A 16,348-nucleotide genomic window follows, 5' to 3' on the forward strand; every position below is an offset into this window, starting at 1 on the left:
CTCCAGCTTGTGGTTCCTCGGGGGTGTGGGCCTAGCGAACCACGAGGGCTCCGGGGCACGAAATCCGGGTTGCGGTGATCAAGGGAACAGGTGTTCTATTCTGGGTGCGGGGTGGGGTCAGAGGCGAGGCAGAGCAACCGAGGAGGCGTCCGTGCGCTGGGACAATCTGGGCGACGGGCCGGCCGCGCCCGCCGACATCGGTCTGTTCGGTACGGACGCGGTGACCACGCGGACGTTCGACACCCCGGAGTTCCGGGGCATCACCTTCCACGAGGTGCGGGCCCGCTCGGTCCTCAACCGGGTGCCCGGCGCCTCCCGGATGCCGTTCGAGTGGACGGTCAACCCGTACCGGGGCTGCACGCATGCGTGTGTGTACTGCTTCGCCCGCAAGACCCACAGCTATCTGGACCTCGACACCGGGCTCGGCTTCGACTCCCAGATCGTCGTCAAGATCAACGCGCCGGAGGTGCTGGCCCGCCAGCTCGGCTCCGCCCGCTGGCAGGGCGCTCACATCGCCATGGGCACCAACGTCGACTGCTACCAGCGGGCGGAGGGCCGCTACCGCCTGATGCCCGGCATCCTCACCGCACTGCGCGACCGCGCCAACCCCTTCTCGATCCTCACCAAGGGCACCCTGATCCTGCGCGACCTGGAGCTCCTCGCCCAGGCCGCCCAGGTCACCGAGGTCGGCATCTCCGTCTCGGTCGGCTTCACCGACCGGGAGCTGTGGCGGACGATCGAACCCGGCACCCCGTCCCCCGAGCGCAGACTCGACGTGGTCCGCACCCTCGGCGAGCACGGCATCGACTGCGGGGTCCTGATGGCCCCCGTCGTCCCCTTCCTCGGCGACCGGCCCGAGCAGCTGCGCGCGACGGTCCGCGCGATCGCCGAGGCCGGGGCGAGTTCGGTCACGCCGCTCGTCCTGCACCTGCGGCCGGGCGCCCGCGAGTGGTTCATGACGTGGCTGCGGCAGCACCACCCGGAGCTGGTGCGGCGGTACGAGCGGATGTACGCGGACGGGGCCTACGCGCCGACCTGGTATCAGCGCCGGATCACCCGTCAGGTCCACGAACTGGCCGCCGAGTTCGGCATTGGACCCGCCCACCGGGGCGCCGCGCCCCGCCGGATCGCGGTCCCGGAGGAGCCGGCGCTCGCGGCCGTTCCCGAACAGCTCACACTGCTCTGATCATCGGACCGGTTCACCTGACACGCCGTCGGATCCTCCTCTGTTCGGGTCAACTCTCGGCGAAAAAGGTCCTCCCGCGGCCCGTTCGGGGCACGGACGCCCTATGACCCCACGCGCAGGAATGCTGATCGCCGCAGGAGCGCTGGTCGCCGGGACGGTCACCGTCCTGCCCGCCGCCCCCGCCGACGCCGGTGAACCGGCCCCCCGACCGCTGCCCCGGCTCGCCTGGACCGGCTGCGCCACACAGGCGTACCCGAAACTCCAGTGCGCCACCCTGAAGGTGCCGCTCAACCACGACGACCCGGCCGGCCGGAGCATCACGCTCGCGCTGACCCGGGTCCCGCACACCGCGAAGACCTTCCAGGGGCCGCTGCTCGTGAACCCCGGCGGGCCGGGCGGCAGCGGACGCACGATGGCGGGGTACGTGGCGGCCTCACTGCCCCCGAAGGTGGCCGCCGAGTACGACGTGATCGGCTTTGACCCGCGCGGGGTCGGGCGCAGCGAGCCCGCGCTCGACTGCCGGCCCGGCCACTTCGCGCCGGTCCGCCCCGACTCGGTGCCGCGCGGCGCCGAAGCCGAGCGGGTGGCGGTCGAGCGGGCCCGGGGCTTCGCCGAGGCCTGCGGCGAGAAGTACGCCGACGTCCTTCCGTACATCGACACCGTGAGCACCGCCCGGGACCTCGACGCGATCCGGGACGCACTCGGCGCACCGAAGGTCAACTACCTCGGCTACTCGTACGGCACCTACCTGGGCGCGGTCTACGCACGGCTGTACCCGGACCGGGTGCGGCGCATGGCGCTCGACTCCGTCGTCAATCCGCACGGGGTCTGGTACGAGGACAACATCGCGCAGGACTACGCCTTCGACACCCGTCACAAGGACTTCATGGCGTGGGTGGCCCGACAGGACGCGGTCTACAAGCTGGGCACCGACCCGGCCGCGGTCGAGGCCGCCTGGTACCGGATGCGCGACGCGCTGCGCGAGGCCCCGGCCGGCGGGAAGGTCGGACCGGGCGAGCTGGAGGACACCTTCCTGCCCGGCGGGTACTACAACGGCTACTGGCCCCGTCTCGCGGGCGCCTTCTCGGCCTACGTCAACGACGGCGACGCGACGGGCCTGACGGAGGCGTACGAGAAGTACGGTGAGGCCGACGCCTCCGCCGACAACGGCTACTCGGTCTACACGAGCGTGCAGTGCCGGGACGCGGCCTGGCCCCGCGACTGGAACGTCTGGCGCAAGGACAACTGGGACGTCCACGCGAAGGCACCGTTCTCGACCTGGAACAACGCCTGGTACAACGCTCCCTGCGCCTTCTGGCCCGTGCCGTCCCTGACCCCGCCTGACGTCACCAACGACGAGCTCCCGCCGGTGCTCATCCTCCAGGCCACGGAGGACGCGGCGACCCCGTACGAGGGCGCCATGGCACTGCACCGGCTGATGCGCGGCTCCAGCCTGGTCGTCGAGGAGGGCGGCGGGAACCACGGGGTGACGCTCGGCGGCAACGACTGCCTCGACGACCACCTCGCCGCCTATCTCGCCACCGGCACGGTCCCGCGCGCCGAGGACGGGTCCGAGGTCGACGCGGTCTGCGAGGCACTGCCGGAGCCCGAACCCCTGGCCCCGGCCGGGAAGAAGACCGGGAAGGAAGCCGGGAAGGACGCCAGGAAGGACGCAGCGAAGGAGGCCGGGACGGAGGCCGGGACGGACGCGGCCTCGGGCAAGCGGGTCGGCGCCCTGCGCCCGGAGGCGACCGCCGTCACCCTGCACGGCCTCCTCGGCCACGTCCGCTGACGACGCCCCGCTGCCCGGCCGGCCGTGCCCGCGCCCCTGGGGACGCGGGCACGGTCAGTGGGTGCCGTCCGCCCCGTCCGTTCTCGTCGTGACGGGCCGGGTGGGGACGGTGTGGGAGGCGGCCGCGGCCGCCGCGGCGTAGTGGGCGGTGGTGGGCGGGCCGGCGGGGTGGATGCGGCCGACCAGGAGGGGCAGGACGACCATCGGCACGACGAACGCGGCATAGCCCCAGGACGCCTCGACGAAGGCGAACACGGCGAAGGCGACGGTCGCGATCCCGAACCCCGCCGCGATGACCCTACGCGCGGCGCCGAGACGGTCGACGAACCGCGTGATCAAAGGCGCGGTGACCACGATTCCGGCCGCCGCCGGCAGGGTCGCCCCCCGCTTCGAGGGGGGGGTCATGCCCAGGCCGTCGGGGTTCTGGAAGGAGAGACCGCACACGTACATGAGCGCGTTGATGCAACCGGCCTCCACGATGATCGCGACACTCGACCCGACGAGGAACCTGTTGCCCAGCAGCGCCAGGTCGAGCAGCGGCGCCCGCACCCGCTTCTCGACGGCGACGAAGGCGACCACGGCCGCGGCCGAGACCAGGAAGCAGAGGTGGAGTCGGCGCGCTGAGCCGTCCCCAGTCCGCGCCCTCGGCCACGGCGAAGACGAACGGCACGAGGACGGCGGGGATCAGCGCGGTCCCGGCCAGGTCGACGGAGCGGGAACGCGAAGGGTCGGAGGACTCCGGGACCGTACGCAGACTCAGTCCGCAGGCCAGGATCGTCGCGCCGGCCGCGCCCTGGACGGCACGGCCGGCGATGACCGTCCCACCGCTCTCCGCCAGGGCGATCAGCACGCACGACGCCACGAAGAGCAGCAGGCCGCCGACGAAGATGCGGCGGCGGCCGAAGATGTCCTCGGGAGCACCTGGCAACGGGGGTGCGGGGCACTGTCAGTGGCGTGCGCGAGGATGTGGGACATGAGCAACCCGCACCTCACTCACGTCCCCGCGCCCGACGGACTCGCGCCCAGTCCGCAGTACAGCCACGTCGTCTGGGGGACGGGCCGGTTCGTCGCGATATCCGGGCAGTGCGCGCTGGACGCCTCCGGCGCGGTGGTCGGGGAGGGCGACGCGGTGGCCCAGGCGCACCAGGTGTTCGCCAATCTGGAGCGCTGCCTGGCCGCCGCCGGCGCCGGCTTCGGGGACGTGGTGAAGCTGACCTACTTCGTCACGGACGTGGCACACCTGCCGGCGGTACGGGACGCCCGGGACGCCTATTTCGCGGGGGCGCCGCTCCCGGCGAGCTCGGCGATGCAGGTGTCGGCGCTGGTCCGGCCGGAACTCCTCGTGGAGATCGAGGCCTTCGCCCTCGTCGCCGAGCCGACGGCCGGCGGCTCCGGCGCGGAGCTCCGCCTGCTTCGCTGACGCCCACGCCTCTCGGACGCCCCATCCCCTGGACGCCCCATTCCCTGGACGTCCGCGGCCCGCGGACGCCCGCGGCCCTCAGGCCTGAGAGCCGAGCCGGGTCAGCGAGTCCCCGGCGGCGCGGCCGAGCCGGGGGTGCGGGAGCGCGGCCTCCAGGGCGGGGCGGGCCCGGGGGTCACCGAGGGCGCCGAGGCCCTCGACGCAGGCGAGGCCGACCCTCCAGTGGGGGTCGTCGGCCGGCAGCCGCCGCTGGAGGACGGCGATCAGGGCCGGTACGGACTCGGGGGCGCGGAGTTGCGCGAGCAGCCGTACCGGCAGGAGGGCGTAGGCGACGCGGAGTTCGTTGGTGGCGAGGGCGGCGGCCGCGCGGGCGGTCCGCGGGTCGCCGAGCCGGAGCAGGGCGTGGGCGGCGGTGACGCAGCGCTCGGCGTCACGGTGGTTGAGGAGGAGGACGAGCGCCTCGAAGGCACGCGGGTCGCCCGCGAGTCCGAGCTTGAAGGCGGCGATCTCTCGGGCCCAGAGCGGCTGTCCGGGCGCGGTGAGGACCCGGTGGAGTTCTTCCGGGTCGTCGGTTCCGGCGAGTTCTCCGAATGCCGCCGGGACTTCTCCGGCGTCATTCTCGATCTCGTCCCGCAATCGATCGATCATCGAGCAGAATTCCGGATCCTCGGCGCTTTCCATGAATCCGAGCCTATCCGCGATCCAGATCACACTTTCCCAACTTGCCGGGACTGGCGCGCTCGTTACCGGCCGGTTAGTCTCAGGTGAGCGGGTCACCCCCCGCTCCTCACAACGGCCTGGTGACGCAGCCGTTGTTGGGGGTACCCCCATGTCGAAGACCATGGGGGAGTTTCGTCGGTTCGGCAGTTCGATGCGACTCCGGGACAGAGTCCGTCGCCTTCTTTTCCTCAGGGCATCGCCCTTCCTTCCAGGGCCTCGCCCCCGGTCTTTCCCGCGCCCTTTTCCTCTCGCGCGCGCACTGCCCTCAGTCGTCACTCTTCCTCCCTGGAGTCCCCTGATGGACACCCCTCTCTCCACCATCGCCGTCGTCGGTCTCGGCACCATGGGCACCGGCATCGCCGACGTCCTCGCCCGGGCCGGCCGCGAGGTCATCGGCATCGACATCGACGACACCGCCGCCGCCCGGGCCGTCGCCGCCCTGGAGGCCTCCACCGCCCGCGCCGTGACCCGCGAGCGGATCACCGAGGAGGAGCGGCAGGACGTCCTGGCCCGCTTCCGCACCTTCTCCGACCTCCAGGCGGCCGCCGAGGCCGACCTCGTGATCGAGGTCGTGCCCGAGTCGTACGAGGCGAAGCAGGAGGTCTTCCGGGCGCTCGACGGGATCGTCCGCCCGGACGCGATCCTGGCCACCGGCACCAACGCGCTCTCCGTCACCCGGCTCGCCGCCGACTCGGCCCACCCCGAGCGCGTGCTCGGCCTGCACTTCTTCACCCCCGTGCAGGCGATGAAGCTGGTCGAGGTGGTCTCCTCCGTGCTGACCGACCCGCGGGCCGTCGACGCCGTCACCCGGCTCGCACAGGACCTCGGCAAGGAGCCGGTGGCGGTCGGCGACCGGGCCGGTTTCATCGCGGACGGGCTGCTCTTCGGCTACCTGAACCAGGCCGCCGCCATGTACGAGGCCAAGTACGCGTCCCGCGAGGACATCGACGCGGCGATGAAGCTGGGCTGCGGCCTGCCGATGGGCCCGCTGGCGCTGCTCGACCTGATCGGCGTCGACACGGCCCGTACGGTCCTCGAGGCCATGTACGCCTCCTCGCACGACCGGCTGCACGCCCCCGCCCCGATCCTCAAGCAGCTCAGCGAGGCGGGCCTGACCGGCCGCAAGGCGGGCCGCGGCTTCTACACGTACGAGGCGCCGGGCTCCGGCGAGGTCGTGCGCGACGCGCTCACCCCGCTGACCTCCGCCGACGCCGGCGCCGCCCGCGAGGTCCGCTCGGTCGGCGTCGCCGGCTCGGGCACCATGGCCTCCGGCATCGCCGAGGTCTTCGCGAAGGCCGGGTACGAGGTCGTCCTCGCGGCCCGCTCGCAGGAGAAGGCGGACACGGCCAAGGCCCGGATCGCCAAGTCCCTGGCCCGCTCCGTCGACAAGGGCCGGATGACCGGCGAGGCCCGTGACACGACGCTGGCCCTGATCACCGCGGCGGGCACGCTGGACGCCTTCGCCGAGGTCGACCTGGCCGTCGAGGCGGTCGCCGAGGACCTGGAGATCAAGCAGGAGCTGTTCGCGCGGCTCGACAAGATCTGCAAGCCGGGCGCGGTGCTCGCCACCACCACCTCCTCGCTGCCGGTCGTGGCCTGTGCCCGGGCCACCTCGCGCCCGCAGGACGTCATCGGGATGCACTTCTTCAACCCGGCGCCCGCGATGAAGCTGGTCGAGATCGTCCGTACGGTCCTGACGGCCGACGACGTCCACGCGACCGTCCGCGAGGTCACCGCGAAGATCCGCAAGCACCCGGTGGACTGCGGCGACCGCGCCGGCTTCATCGTGAACGCGCTGCTCTTCCCGTACCTCAACAACGCGATCAAGATGGTCCAGGAGCACTACGCGACCCTCGACGACATCGACGCCGCGATGAAGCTGGGCGGCGGCTACCCGATGGGCCCGTTCGAGCTGCTCGACGTGGTCGGCCTCGACGTCTCGCTCGCGATCGAGCAGGTGCTGCACCGCGAGTTCCGCGACCCGGGCCTCGCCCCGGCCCCGCTCCTGGAGCACCTGGTGGCCGCCGGCTGCCTCGGCCGCAAGACGGGACGCGGCTTCCGCGAATATGCCCGCCGCTGAGCAGCCCACCGCGGGCTGGGGCGGCCTGCTGAGCTCCCCGGGCACCCTCGGTGCCCCGGGGGGCTCCCCGCCCCCACCTGGGCACACTCCCACTCCGATGCAGTACGTTCGGACCATGCCCAAGGCCGCGAAGACACCCCGTGCCACGTCCCCGTCCGACGCTCCGGAGAGCGCGGCGGGCACCCGTGCCGCCGCCCAGCGGCTCAAGATGCGCCGGGAGCTGGCCACGGCGGCGATGGAGCTCTTCGCCACCAAGGGGTACGAGGCGACGACCGTGGACGAGATCGCGGCCACGGCCGGGGTCGCCCGGCGGACCTTCTTCCGCCACTTCCGCTCCAAGGAAGAGGCGATCTTCCCGGACCACGACGACACGCTGGTGAGGGCGGAGGCGGTGCTGAACGCCGCTCCGCCGCACGAGCACCCGCTCGACACCGTGTGCCGGGGCATCAAGGAAGTCATGAAGATGTACGCGGGCTCCCCCGCGGTCTCCGTGGAGCGCTACCGGCTGACCCGTGAGGTGCCGACCCTGCGGGAGCGCGAGATCGCCTCGGTGGCCCGCTACGAGCGGCTCTTCACCCGCTACCTCCTGGGCCACTTCGACGAGCGCGACCACCACGACGGCAACGACGACCCGCTGCTCGCGGAGGTGGCCGCCTCGGCGGTCGTCACCGCGCACAACCACGTACTGCGCCGCTGGCTGCGGGCGGGCGGCCAGGGCGATGTCGAGGCCCAGCTGGACCACGCCTTCGCGATCGTCCGGGACACGTTCGGCAGCGGCATAGGCGCGGGCCGGCCGGCCCCGTCCCCGCAGACCGAGCAGGCGCCGGCCGCCAGGGCCTCCACCACCGGTGACGTGGTGGTCGCCGTGGCCCGCACGGACGCCCCGCTCGACGAGGTCATGCGCACGATCCAGCAGGCGCTCAAGAGCCCCTGAGAAATGCCCCGAGGGACGCTCGCGAGCCCCTCGGCACCGCTCCAGCAAGCAGGCCGCTCCCGGTTTCCGGGGGCGGCCTTCTTCGTATCGTCCCAGTTCAGGGCGGATTTCGATCGATCATCGCTCATCCGTGACGGGCGGATTGCATCTGAGTGAAATTGTTGGCACGCAGTGCCTTGTGCGGTGGCACGGCGTGTCATACGTTGATGTTGTCCGGGCGGCCGGCGAGCAGAGAACACCTCGTTCGCCGGCTGTCCCCACAAGCCGACGGCTCGTGCGCCCGGACGCCTGCGTCACAGGCACCCTCGCGCCACCAGCGCCGCGCCACCGCACCACCTGAGCCGAACCGACGGCACACCTCCACAGCAGCAGCACTTCCCGCCGTAACCCCCAGGCGTCCCTCCCTCAGGACGCTCACCGCCGGAGGCAACCCGTGAAGGAAATCCTGGCCGCGATCCAGTCGAAGGACGCCACGTCCGCCGACTTCGCGAACATCCCGCTCCCCGAGTCGTACCGGGGCATCACCGTCCACAAGGACGAGGCCGAGATGTTCGCGGGGCTCGCCAGCCGTGACAAGGACCCGCGCAAGTCGCTGCACCTCGACGACGTGCCCCTGCCCGAGCTCGGCCCGGGCGAGGCCCTGGTCGCCGTCATGGCCTCCTCGGTCAACTACAACTCGGTCTGGACCTCGATCTTCGAGCCGGTGTCGACCTTCGGCTTCCTGGAGCGCTACGGCCGCCTCAGCGACCTCAGCAAGCGCCACGACCTGCCGTACCACGTCATCGGCTCCGACCTCGCGGGCGTCGTGCTGCGCACCGGCCCCGGCGTGAACTCGTGGAAGCCCGGCGACGAGGTCGTCGCCCACTGCCTCTCGGTCGAGCTGGAGTCCTCCGACGGCCACAACGACACGATGCTCGACCCCGAGCAGCGCATCTGGGGCTTCGAGACCAACTTCGGCGGCCTGGCCGAGATCGCCCTCGTCAAGTCGAACCAGCTGATGCCGAAGCCCGGCCACCTCAGCTGGGAGGAGGCGGCCTCCCCGGGCCTCGTCAACTCCACCGCGTACCGCCAGCTGGTCTCCCGCAACGGCGCCGGCATGAAGCAGGGCGACAACGTCCTCATCTGGGGCGCGAGCGGCGGACTCGGCTCGTACGCCACGCAGTTCGCCCTCGCCGGCGGCGCCAACCCGATCTGTGTCGTCTCCTCCCCGGAGAAGGCCGACATCTGCCGCGCGATGGGCGCCGACGCGGTCATCGACCGCAACGCCGAGGGCTACAAGTTCTGGAAGGACGAGCACACCCAGGACCCGAAGGAGTGGAAGCGGTTCGGCTCGAAGATCCGCGAGCTCACCGGCGGCGAGGACATCGACATCGTCTTCGAGCACCCGGGCCGTGAGACCTTCGGCGCCTCCGTGTACGTCACCCGCAAGGGCGGCACCATCACCACCTGCGCCTCCACCTCGGGCTACATGCACGAGTACGACAACCGCTACCTGTGGATGTCGCTCAAGCGGATCATCGGCTCGCACTTCGCCAACTACCGCGAGGCGTGGGAGGCCAACCGCCTGATCGCCAAGGGCAAGATCCACCCGACCCTGTCGAAGGTCTACTCCCTGGAGGAGACCGGCCAGGCCGCCTACGACGTCCACCGGAACCTGCACCAGGGCAAGGTCGGCGTCCTCGCGCTCGCGCCGCAGGAGGGCCTGGGCGTCAGCAACCCGGAGCTGCGCGAGAAGCACATCGACGCCATCAACCGCTTCCGTAACATCTGACACCGGGACCATAGATGACTGAGCGCCAGAAGGACCGGCCGTGGCTCATGCGGACCTACGCCGGTCACTCGACCGCCGAGGCGTCCAACGAGCTGTACCGGCGCAACCTCGCCAAGGGTCAGACCGGCCTCTCGGTCGCGTTCGACCTGCCGACGCAGACGGGCTACGACCCCGACCACATCCTCGCCCGCGGCGAGGTCGGCCGGGTCGGCGTCCCCGTCTCGCACCTCGGTGACATGCGACGGCTGTTCCAGGACATCCCGCTGGAGCAGATGAACACCTCGATGACCATCAACGCCACGGCGATGTGGCTCCTGGCGCTCTACCAGGTGGCCGCCGAGGAGCAGGGTGCGGACATCACCAAGCTCCAGGGCACCACCCAGAACGACATCGTGAAGGAGTACCTGTCGCGCGGGACGCACGTCTTCCCGCCCGGCCCCTCCCTCCGCCTCACGACGGACATGATCGCGTACACGGTCAACAACATCCCGAAGTGGAACCCGATCAACATCTGCAGCTACCACCTGCAGGAGGCGGGAGCCACTCCGGTCCAGGAGATCTCGTACGCGATGTCCACCGCGATCGCGGTGCTCGACTCGGTCCGCGACTCGGGTCAGGTCCCGGAGGACCGCTTCGGCGAGGTCGTCGCCCGTATCTCCTTCTTCGTGAACGCGGGCGTCCGCTTCATCGAGGAGATGTGCAAGATGCGCGCCTTCGGCCGCATCTGGGACAAGATCACCCACGAGCGCTACGGCATCGAGAACGAGAAGCAGCGCCGGTTCCGCTACGGCGTGCAGGTCAACTCGCTCGGTCTGACCGAGGCCCAGCCGGAGAACAACGTCCAGCGGATCGTCCTGGAGATGCTGGCCGTCACGCTCTCCAAGGACGCCCGCGCCCGGGCCGTGCAGCTCCCCGCCTGGAACGAGGCGCTCGGTCTGCCCCGGCCCTGGGACCAGCAGTGGTCGCTCCGCATCCAGCAGGTGCTGGCCCACGAGTCCGACCTGCTGGAGTACGAGGACATCTTCGCCGGCTCGCACGTCATCGAGGCCAAGGTCGACTCGCTCGTCGAGGAGTGCCTGGCCGAGATCGAGCGGATCCAGGAGATGGGCGGCGCGATGGCCGCCGTCGAGTCCGGCTACCTCAAGTCGCAGCTCGTCTCCTCGCACGCCGAGCGGCGCGCCCGGATCGAGGCCGGCGACGAGAAGATCATCGGCGTCAACATCTTCCAGTCGACGGAGGAGAACCCCCTCACCGCCGACCTGGACACCGCGATCATGACGGTCGACCCGGCCGTCGAGGCGCGGGTGGTCGGCTCGCTGAAGACCTGGCGGGACAACCGCTACCAGCCGCCGTTCAACCACCCGCGCCCCTGCAAGGCCCTCGAGCGCCTCAAGGAGGCCGCCAAGGGCACCGGCAACCTCATGGAGGCCACCCTCGAGTGCGCCCGCGCCGGGGTCACCACCGGTGAGTGGACCGAGGCCCTGCGCGAGGTCTTCGGCGAGTTCCGGGCGCCGACCGGCGTCTCCTCGGCCCCGGTCGCGGTGACGGCGGAGGCGGGCACGCCGCTGGCTCTCGTGCGGGAGAAGGTGGCGCGGACCGCCGAGGACCTCGGCGCCGGGCGGCTGCGGCTGCTCGTCGGCAAGCCGGGCCTGGACGGGCACTCCAACGGCGCCGAGCAGATCGCCGTGCGCGCCCGTGACGCCGGTTTCGAGGTGGTCTACCAGGGCATCCGGCTGACCCCCGAGCAGATCGTCAACGCGGCCCTCGCCGAGGACGTGCACTGCGTGGGCCTGTCGATCCTGTCCGGCTCGCACGCCGAGCTGGTCCCGGACGTCCTCGACCGCCTCCGCGAGGCGGGCGCGACCGACGTGCCGGTCATCGTCGGCGGGATCATCCCGAACGCCGACGCCGCAGATCTGAAGCGTGCGGGTGTCGCCGCCGTCTTCACACCGAAGGACTTCGGCATCACGGAGATCATCGGCCGTATCGTCGACGAGATCCGGCAAGCGAACAAGCTCAGCCCCCTTGAAAGTACGGAGGTCCCCGCATGACCAGCCCCGTGAACCGTCTGCGTCCGCGTCGCTCCTGCCTCGCGGTCCCCGGCTCCAACCCGCGGTTCCTGGAGAAGGCCCAGGGCCTCGCCGCCGACCAGGTCTTCCTCGACCTGGAGGACGCCTGCGCGCCGCTGGCCAAGCCCGAGGCCCGCCACACCATCGTGAAGTTCCTCAACGAGGGCGACTGGACCGGCAAGACCCGCGTCGTGCGCGTCAACGACTGGACGACCCACTGGACGTACCGCGACGTCGTCACGGTCGTCGAGGGCGCCGGCCAGAACCTCGACTGCATCATGCTGCCGAAGGTCCAGGACGCCCAGCAGATCGTGGCGCTCGACCTGCTGCTCACGCAGATCGAGAAGACGATGGGCTTCGAGGTCGGCAAGATCGGCATCGAGGCGCAGATCGAGAACGCCCAGGGCCTCGTCAACGTCAACGCGATCGCGCAGGCCTCCCAGCGCGTCGAGACGATCATCTTCGGCCCGGCCGACTTCATGGCCTCCATCAACATGAAGTCGCTGGTCGTGGGCGAGCAGCCGCCGGGCTACCCGGCGGACGCCTACCACCACATCCTGATGAGCATCCTGATGGCCGCCCGCGCCAACAACCTCCAGGCGATCGACGGCCCCTACCTCCAGATCCGCAACCCGGAGGGCTACAAGGCCGTCGCGCAGCGCGCCGCCGCCCTGGGCTTCGACGGCAAGTGGGTGCTGCACCCGGACCAGGTCGCCGCCGCGAACGAGATCTTCTCGCCCGCGCAGGAGGACTTCGACCACGCCGAGCTCATCCTCGACGCGTACGACTACTACACGTCCGAGGCCGGCGGGAAGAAGGGCTCCGCGATGCTCGGCGACGAGATGATCGACGAGGCCTCCCGCAAGATGGCCCTGGTCATCTCCGGCAAGGGCCGCGCCGCCGGCATGCAGCGCACCAGCAAGTTCGAGATCCCGGAGGCGTAGCACCATGCAGTTCGGCCGTACCTACGAAGAGTTCGAAGTCGGTGCCGTCTACAAGCACTGGCCCGGAAAGACGGTCACCGAGTACGACGACCATCTCTTCTGTCTGCTGACGATGAACCACCATCCGCTGCACATGGATGTGAATTACGCCGAGAACACGACGGACTTCGGCAAGAACGTCGTCGTCGGCAACTACATCTACTCGCTGCTGCTCGGCATGTCCGTGCCGGACGTCTCCGGCAAGGCCATCGCCAACCTGGAGATCGAGTCGCTGCGGCACGTGGCGCCGACCTTCCACGGGGACACGATCTACGGCGAGACGACGGTCCTGGACAAGACCCCGTCGAAGTCGAAGAACGACCGCGGCATCGTCTACGTCGAGACCAAGGGCTACAAGCAGGACGGCACCCTCGTGTGCGTCTTCCGCCGCAAGGTGATGGTGCCCACCGAGACGTACATCAAGGAGCGCGGCGGCGAGCAGCCCGGCCGCCCCGAGCTGATCGAGCCCGCCAAGAAGACGGAGAAGTAGCCATGGCCCGACTCGCCCAGACCGCCGGGCTCACGGACGTCCAGCAGGAGATCCTCAAGACCGTCCGGGAGTTCGTCGACAAGGAGATCATCCCGGTCGCCACCGAGCTGGAGCACCGCGACGAGTACCCCCAGCAGATCGTCGACGGGCTCAAGGAGCTCGGCCTCTTCGGTCTGATGATCCCCGAGGAGTACGGGGGCCTGGGCGAGTCGCTGCTCACCTACGCGCTGTGCGTGGAGGAGATCGCCCGCGGCTGGATGTCGGTCTCCGGCATCATCAACACGCACTTCATCGTCGCGTACATGCTGAAGCAGCACGGCACGCAGGAGCAGAAGGACTACTTCCTTCCGCGGATGGCGGCCGGCGAGACGCGCGGCGCCTTCTCGATGTCGGAGCCGGGCCTCGGCTCGGACGTGTCGGCCATCACCTCGAAGGCGGTCAAGGACGGCGACGAGTACGTCCTCAACGGCCAGAAGATGTGGCTGACGAACGGCGGAACGTCAACGCTGGTCGCCGTTCTCGTCCGAAGTGACGAAGGACACCCGGAGGGCACCGCCCCCCACAAGTCGATGACGACCTTCCTCGTCGAGAAGGAGCCCGGCTTCGGAGAGGTCCGCCCCGGCCTCACCATCCCCGGGAAGATCGACAAGATGGGTTACAAGGGCGTCGACACGACCGAGCTCATCATGGACGGACTGCGCATTCCGGCCAATCGGGTGCTCGGCGGCACGACCGGCCGCGGGTTTTACCAAATGATGGACGGCGTGGAAGTCGGCCGCGTGAACGTGGCGGCGCGTGGTTGCGGTGTCGCACAGCGTGCTTTCGAACTGGGTGTCTCTTATGCCCAGCAACGTCACACTTTCGGCAAGCCGATCGCCGAACACCAGGCGATTCAGTTCAAGCTTGCCGAGATGGCTACCAAGGTCGAGGCCGCTCATGCCATGATGGTGAACGCAGCACGCAAAAAGGACTCCGGGGAACGAAACGACCTCGAAGCAGGGATGGCGAAGTACCTCGCCTCCGAATACTGCAAGGAGGTCGTCGAGGATGCCTTCCGCATCCACGGCGGTTACGGGTTCTCCAAGGAGTACGAGATCGAGCGTCTCTACCGCGAGGCGCCGATGCTGCTCATCGGTGAAGGTACCGCCGAGATCCAGAAAATGATCATTGGTCGTCGGCTCCTGGAGGAGTACCGATTCCAGGGTTGATTGTCGCGTTTGAGTCGGTTCGGCCGCGAAGAAGATCACACCCTGTGTTCGCCTTCCGGCCGTCGACTCGGTTCCTGGCTTGCCCAGTTGCGCCCCGCAACCGATAGCATCGCCGGAAAGCCGCCGTCCCCCGTTGCCAGTGCGGCATCATCCGCTACGAAGGTCATCCATGCCCGACAGTCGAACCTCTGCACATCGCGACAGCCTCAAGGGCGTACGCATCGCACGCGGAGCATCGCCGTGGCTTCTGCCGACCGTGGCCACCGCGGCGCTCAGCCTCGTGCGCTCCCGCAACTCGAAGCGCGCCGCGGCCATCGCCGTGCCGACCACCGCTCTCGCGGCCGGCATGCTGTGGTTCTTCCGCGACCCCGAGCGCGAGATCGCTCAGGGCCGGGTCATCTCCCCCGCCGACGGTGTGGTGCAGAGCATCATGCCGTGGAAGGACGGGCGCACCCGGGTCGCCATCTTCATGAGCCCGCTGAACGTCCACGTCAACCGCGCGCCGCTGGCCGGCACCGTGACGTCCGTGGAGCACGTCCCCGGTGGGTTCGTGCCGGCGTTCAACAAGGAGAGCGAGAACAACGAGCGCGTTGTCTGGCACTTCGACACCGAGCTCGGCGACATCGAGATGGTCCAGATCGCGGGTGCCGTCGCACGACGCATCGTGCCGTACATCCCGCAGGGGACGAAGGTCGAGCAGGGTGACCGGATCGGTCTGATCCGCTTCGGCTCGCGGGTCGACATCTACCTCCCGGAGGGTGTCGAGGTCGCCGTCGAGGTCGGCCAGGCCACAACCGCGGGGGTGACTCGCATTGACCGTGATTGATCCCGACACACGCGCTGCCGAATGGGCTGCCGACGCCGAGGCGGAGGCGGCCGAAGAGGCCGAGGAGATGCCGCTGTCGTTGAGGCTGTCCATAGCGGACGCCCTCACGCTCGGTAACGCCACGTGCGGCTTCATGGCGGTCTACTTCACGACGACCGGCATCCTGATCCCGCACCTCACCGGCAGCACGGAGACCGGCATGGCGCGCAACAGCGCCGCCACCGCCGTGATCCTGATGCTGGCCGCGGCGATCTTCGACCTCTTCGACGGCATCGTGGCGCGCAAGCTCCGCAGCTCGCCGATGGGCGCCGAGCTCGACAACCTGTCGGACCTCATCAGCTTCGGTCTGGCCCCGGCCTACTTCGTCCTCGTGTACGGAATGGTCGCGGTGCCGGACGGCGCACAGCAGAAGGTCTCGGCGGTGGCCGCGGTCGCGGTGCTGCTCGCCGTGGTGCTGAGGCTCGCGAGATTCTCGTGCGTGACGATGAAGGACGGCATGTTCCAGGGCATGCCGAGCCCCTTCGGCGCGCTGACGGTCGTCTCGATCGTGCTTCTGGAGCTGCCGTTCGTCCCGACGCTCCTCGCGATCATCGGGGTGGCCTGGCTGATGGTGAGCCGGGTCGAGTACCCCAAGCCGCGGGGTGTCCTCGCGGTGGCGATGCTCGGCTGGATCGTCGGAGCGATGGGCATGCTGGCCGCCTGGGCGTTCGACGCCCCGGGCGGGGCGTTCCTGCTCCAGACCGGGTGTGCGCTCCAGGTGGTGATGGGCGCCGTGATCCCCCTCTTCGCGACGGCCCGCCGGGTGAACACCTTCCGCGGCAACCGGCGTGAGAGCCGGGAGGCCCGCGCGGCGCAGCTGCGGTAGCGGA

The 16,348-nt window shown here is 70.0% G+C and carries 14 protein-coding genes; 12 read left to right on the plus strand and 2 right to left on the minus strand.

The genetic code is table 11. The annotated features are described in order from the left end of the window. The first annotated feature begins 151 nt into the window (after window positions 1-151). Both DEJ46_RS07460 and DEJ46_RS07465 read left to right on the plus strand, forming a co-directional pair. Window positions 152-1,186, plus strand: a complete 1,035-nt coding sequence (locus tag DEJ46_RS07460; RefSeq protein ID WP_150264761.1) for an Rv2578c family radical SAM protein — start codon at window positions 152-154, stop codon at window positions 1,184-1,186. A 103-nt stretch (window positions 1,187-1,289) separates the two neighbouring features. Beyond that, window positions 1,290-2,978: an alpha/beta hydrolase gene (locus DEJ46_RS07465; RefSeq protein WP_223834554.1), complete on the plus strand. Its 1,689-nt coding sequence runs from the start codon at window positions 1,290-1,292 to the stop codon at window positions 2,976-2,978. A gap of 54 nt (window positions 2,979-3,032) precedes the next feature. Here the strand turns inward: DEJ46_RS07465 and DEJ46_RS07470 are convergent, their stop codons facing one another. After that, a complete protein-coding gene (locus DEJ46_RS07470) occupies window positions 3,033-3,557 on the minus strand; it encodes an MFS transporter (protein ID WP_150264762.1) in 525 nt (174 codons plus the stop codon). 394 nt (window positions 3,558-3,951) lie between these two features. On the opposite strand from DEJ46_RS07470, the gene DEJ46_RS07475 reads away from it, so the two are divergent. Next, window positions 3,952-4,398, plus strand: a complete 447-nt coding sequence (locus DEJ46_RS07475) for a RidA family protein (protein ID WP_150264763.1) — start codon at window positions 3,952-3,954, stop codon at window positions 4,396-4,398. A gap of 78 nt (window positions 4,399-4,476) precedes the next feature. Here the strand turns inward: DEJ46_RS07475 and DEJ46_RS07480 are convergent, their stop codons facing one another. After that, window positions 4,477-5,079 carry a HEAT repeat domain-containing protein gene (locus DEJ46_RS07480; RefSeq protein WP_150264764.1) on the minus strand — a complete coding sequence of 201 codons (603 nt, stop codon included), beginning with the start codon at window positions 5,077-5,079 and terminating at the stop codon, window positions 4,477-4,479. 337 nt (window positions 5,080-5,416) lie between these two features. Here DEJ46_RS07480 and DEJ46_RS07485 point away from each other — a divergent pair, with 337 nt between their 5' ends. The 9 genes from DEJ46_RS07485 to pssA all read left to right on the plus strand — a co-directional run bounded on the left by DEJ46_RS07485 (window position 5,417) and on the right by pssA (window position 16,344). Further along, the gene (locus DEJ46_RS07485) at window positions 5,417-7,198 is read left to right on the plus strand and encodes a 3-hydroxyacyl-CoA dehydrogenase family protein (protein ID WP_150264765.1); all 1,782 of its coding nucleotides are present in this window, start codon (window positions 5,417-5,419) and stop codon (window positions 7,196-7,198) included. Window positions 7,199-7,313: 115 nt separating this feature from the next. Beyond that, entirely contained in the window at window positions 7,314-8,132 is an 819-nt protein-coding gene (locus DEJ46_RS07490; protein WP_150264766.1) for a TetR family transcriptional regulator, read from the plus strand. Window positions 8,133-8,565: 433 nt separating this feature from the next. After that, complete coding sequence (ccrA, locus tag DEJ46_RS07495) at window positions 8,566-9,903, plus strand: crotonyl-CoA carboxylase/reductase (protein WP_150264767.1); 1,338 nt, start codon at window positions 8,566-8,568, stop codon at window positions 9,901-9,903. 14 nt (window positions 9,904-9,917) lie between these two features. Beyond that, window positions 9,918-11,954: a protein meaA gene (locus DEJ46_RS07500; protein WP_150264768.1), complete on the plus strand. Its 2,037-nt coding sequence runs from the start codon at window positions 9,918-9,920 to the stop codon at window positions 11,952-11,954. Next, entirely contained in the window at window positions 11,951-12,916 is a 966-nt protein-coding gene (locus DEJ46_RS07505; protein WP_024759161.1) for an HpcH/HpaI aldolase/citrate lyase family protein, read from the plus strand. Before DEJ46_RS07500 ends, DEJ46_RS07505 begins: the two co-directional genes overlap by 4 nt. A 4-nt stretch (window positions 12,917-12,920) precedes the next feature. Then, complete coding sequence (locus DEJ46_RS07510; RefSeq protein WP_030320137.1) at window positions 12,921-13,445, plus strand: MaoC family dehydratase; 525 nt, start codon at window positions 12,921-12,923, stop codon at window positions 13,443-13,445. A 2-nt stretch (window positions 13,446-13,447) separates the two neighbouring features. Continuing rightward, window positions 13,448-14,653 (plus strand): acyl-CoA dehydrogenase family protein, encoded by a 1,206-nt coding sequence (locus tag DEJ46_RS07515; protein WP_150264769.1) that lies wholly within the window; start codon window positions 13,448-13,450, stop codon window positions 14,651-14,653. Window positions 14,654-14,822: 169 nt separating this feature from the next. Beyond that, window positions 14,823-15,479 carry a phosphatidylserine decarboxylase gene (locus tag DEJ46_RS07520; protein WP_150264770.1) on the plus strand — a complete coding sequence of 219 codons (657 nt, stop codon included), beginning with the start codon at window positions 14,823-14,825 and terminating at the stop codon, window positions 15,477-15,479. Next, a complete protein-coding gene (pssA, locus tag DEJ46_RS07525) occupies window positions 15,472-16,344 on the plus strand; it encodes a CDP-diacylglycerol--serine O-phosphatidyltransferase (protein WP_150274210.1) in 873 nt (290 codons plus the stop codon). Before DEJ46_RS07520 ends, pssA begins: the two co-directional genes overlap by 8 nt. Window positions 16,345-16,348 lie beyond the last annotated feature (4 nt).

It is taken from the genome of Streptomyces venezuelae (assembly GCF_008642375.1).
GTDB lineage: Bacteria > Actinomycetota > Actinomycetes > Streptomycetales > Streptomycetaceae > Streptomyces > Streptomyces venezuelae_G.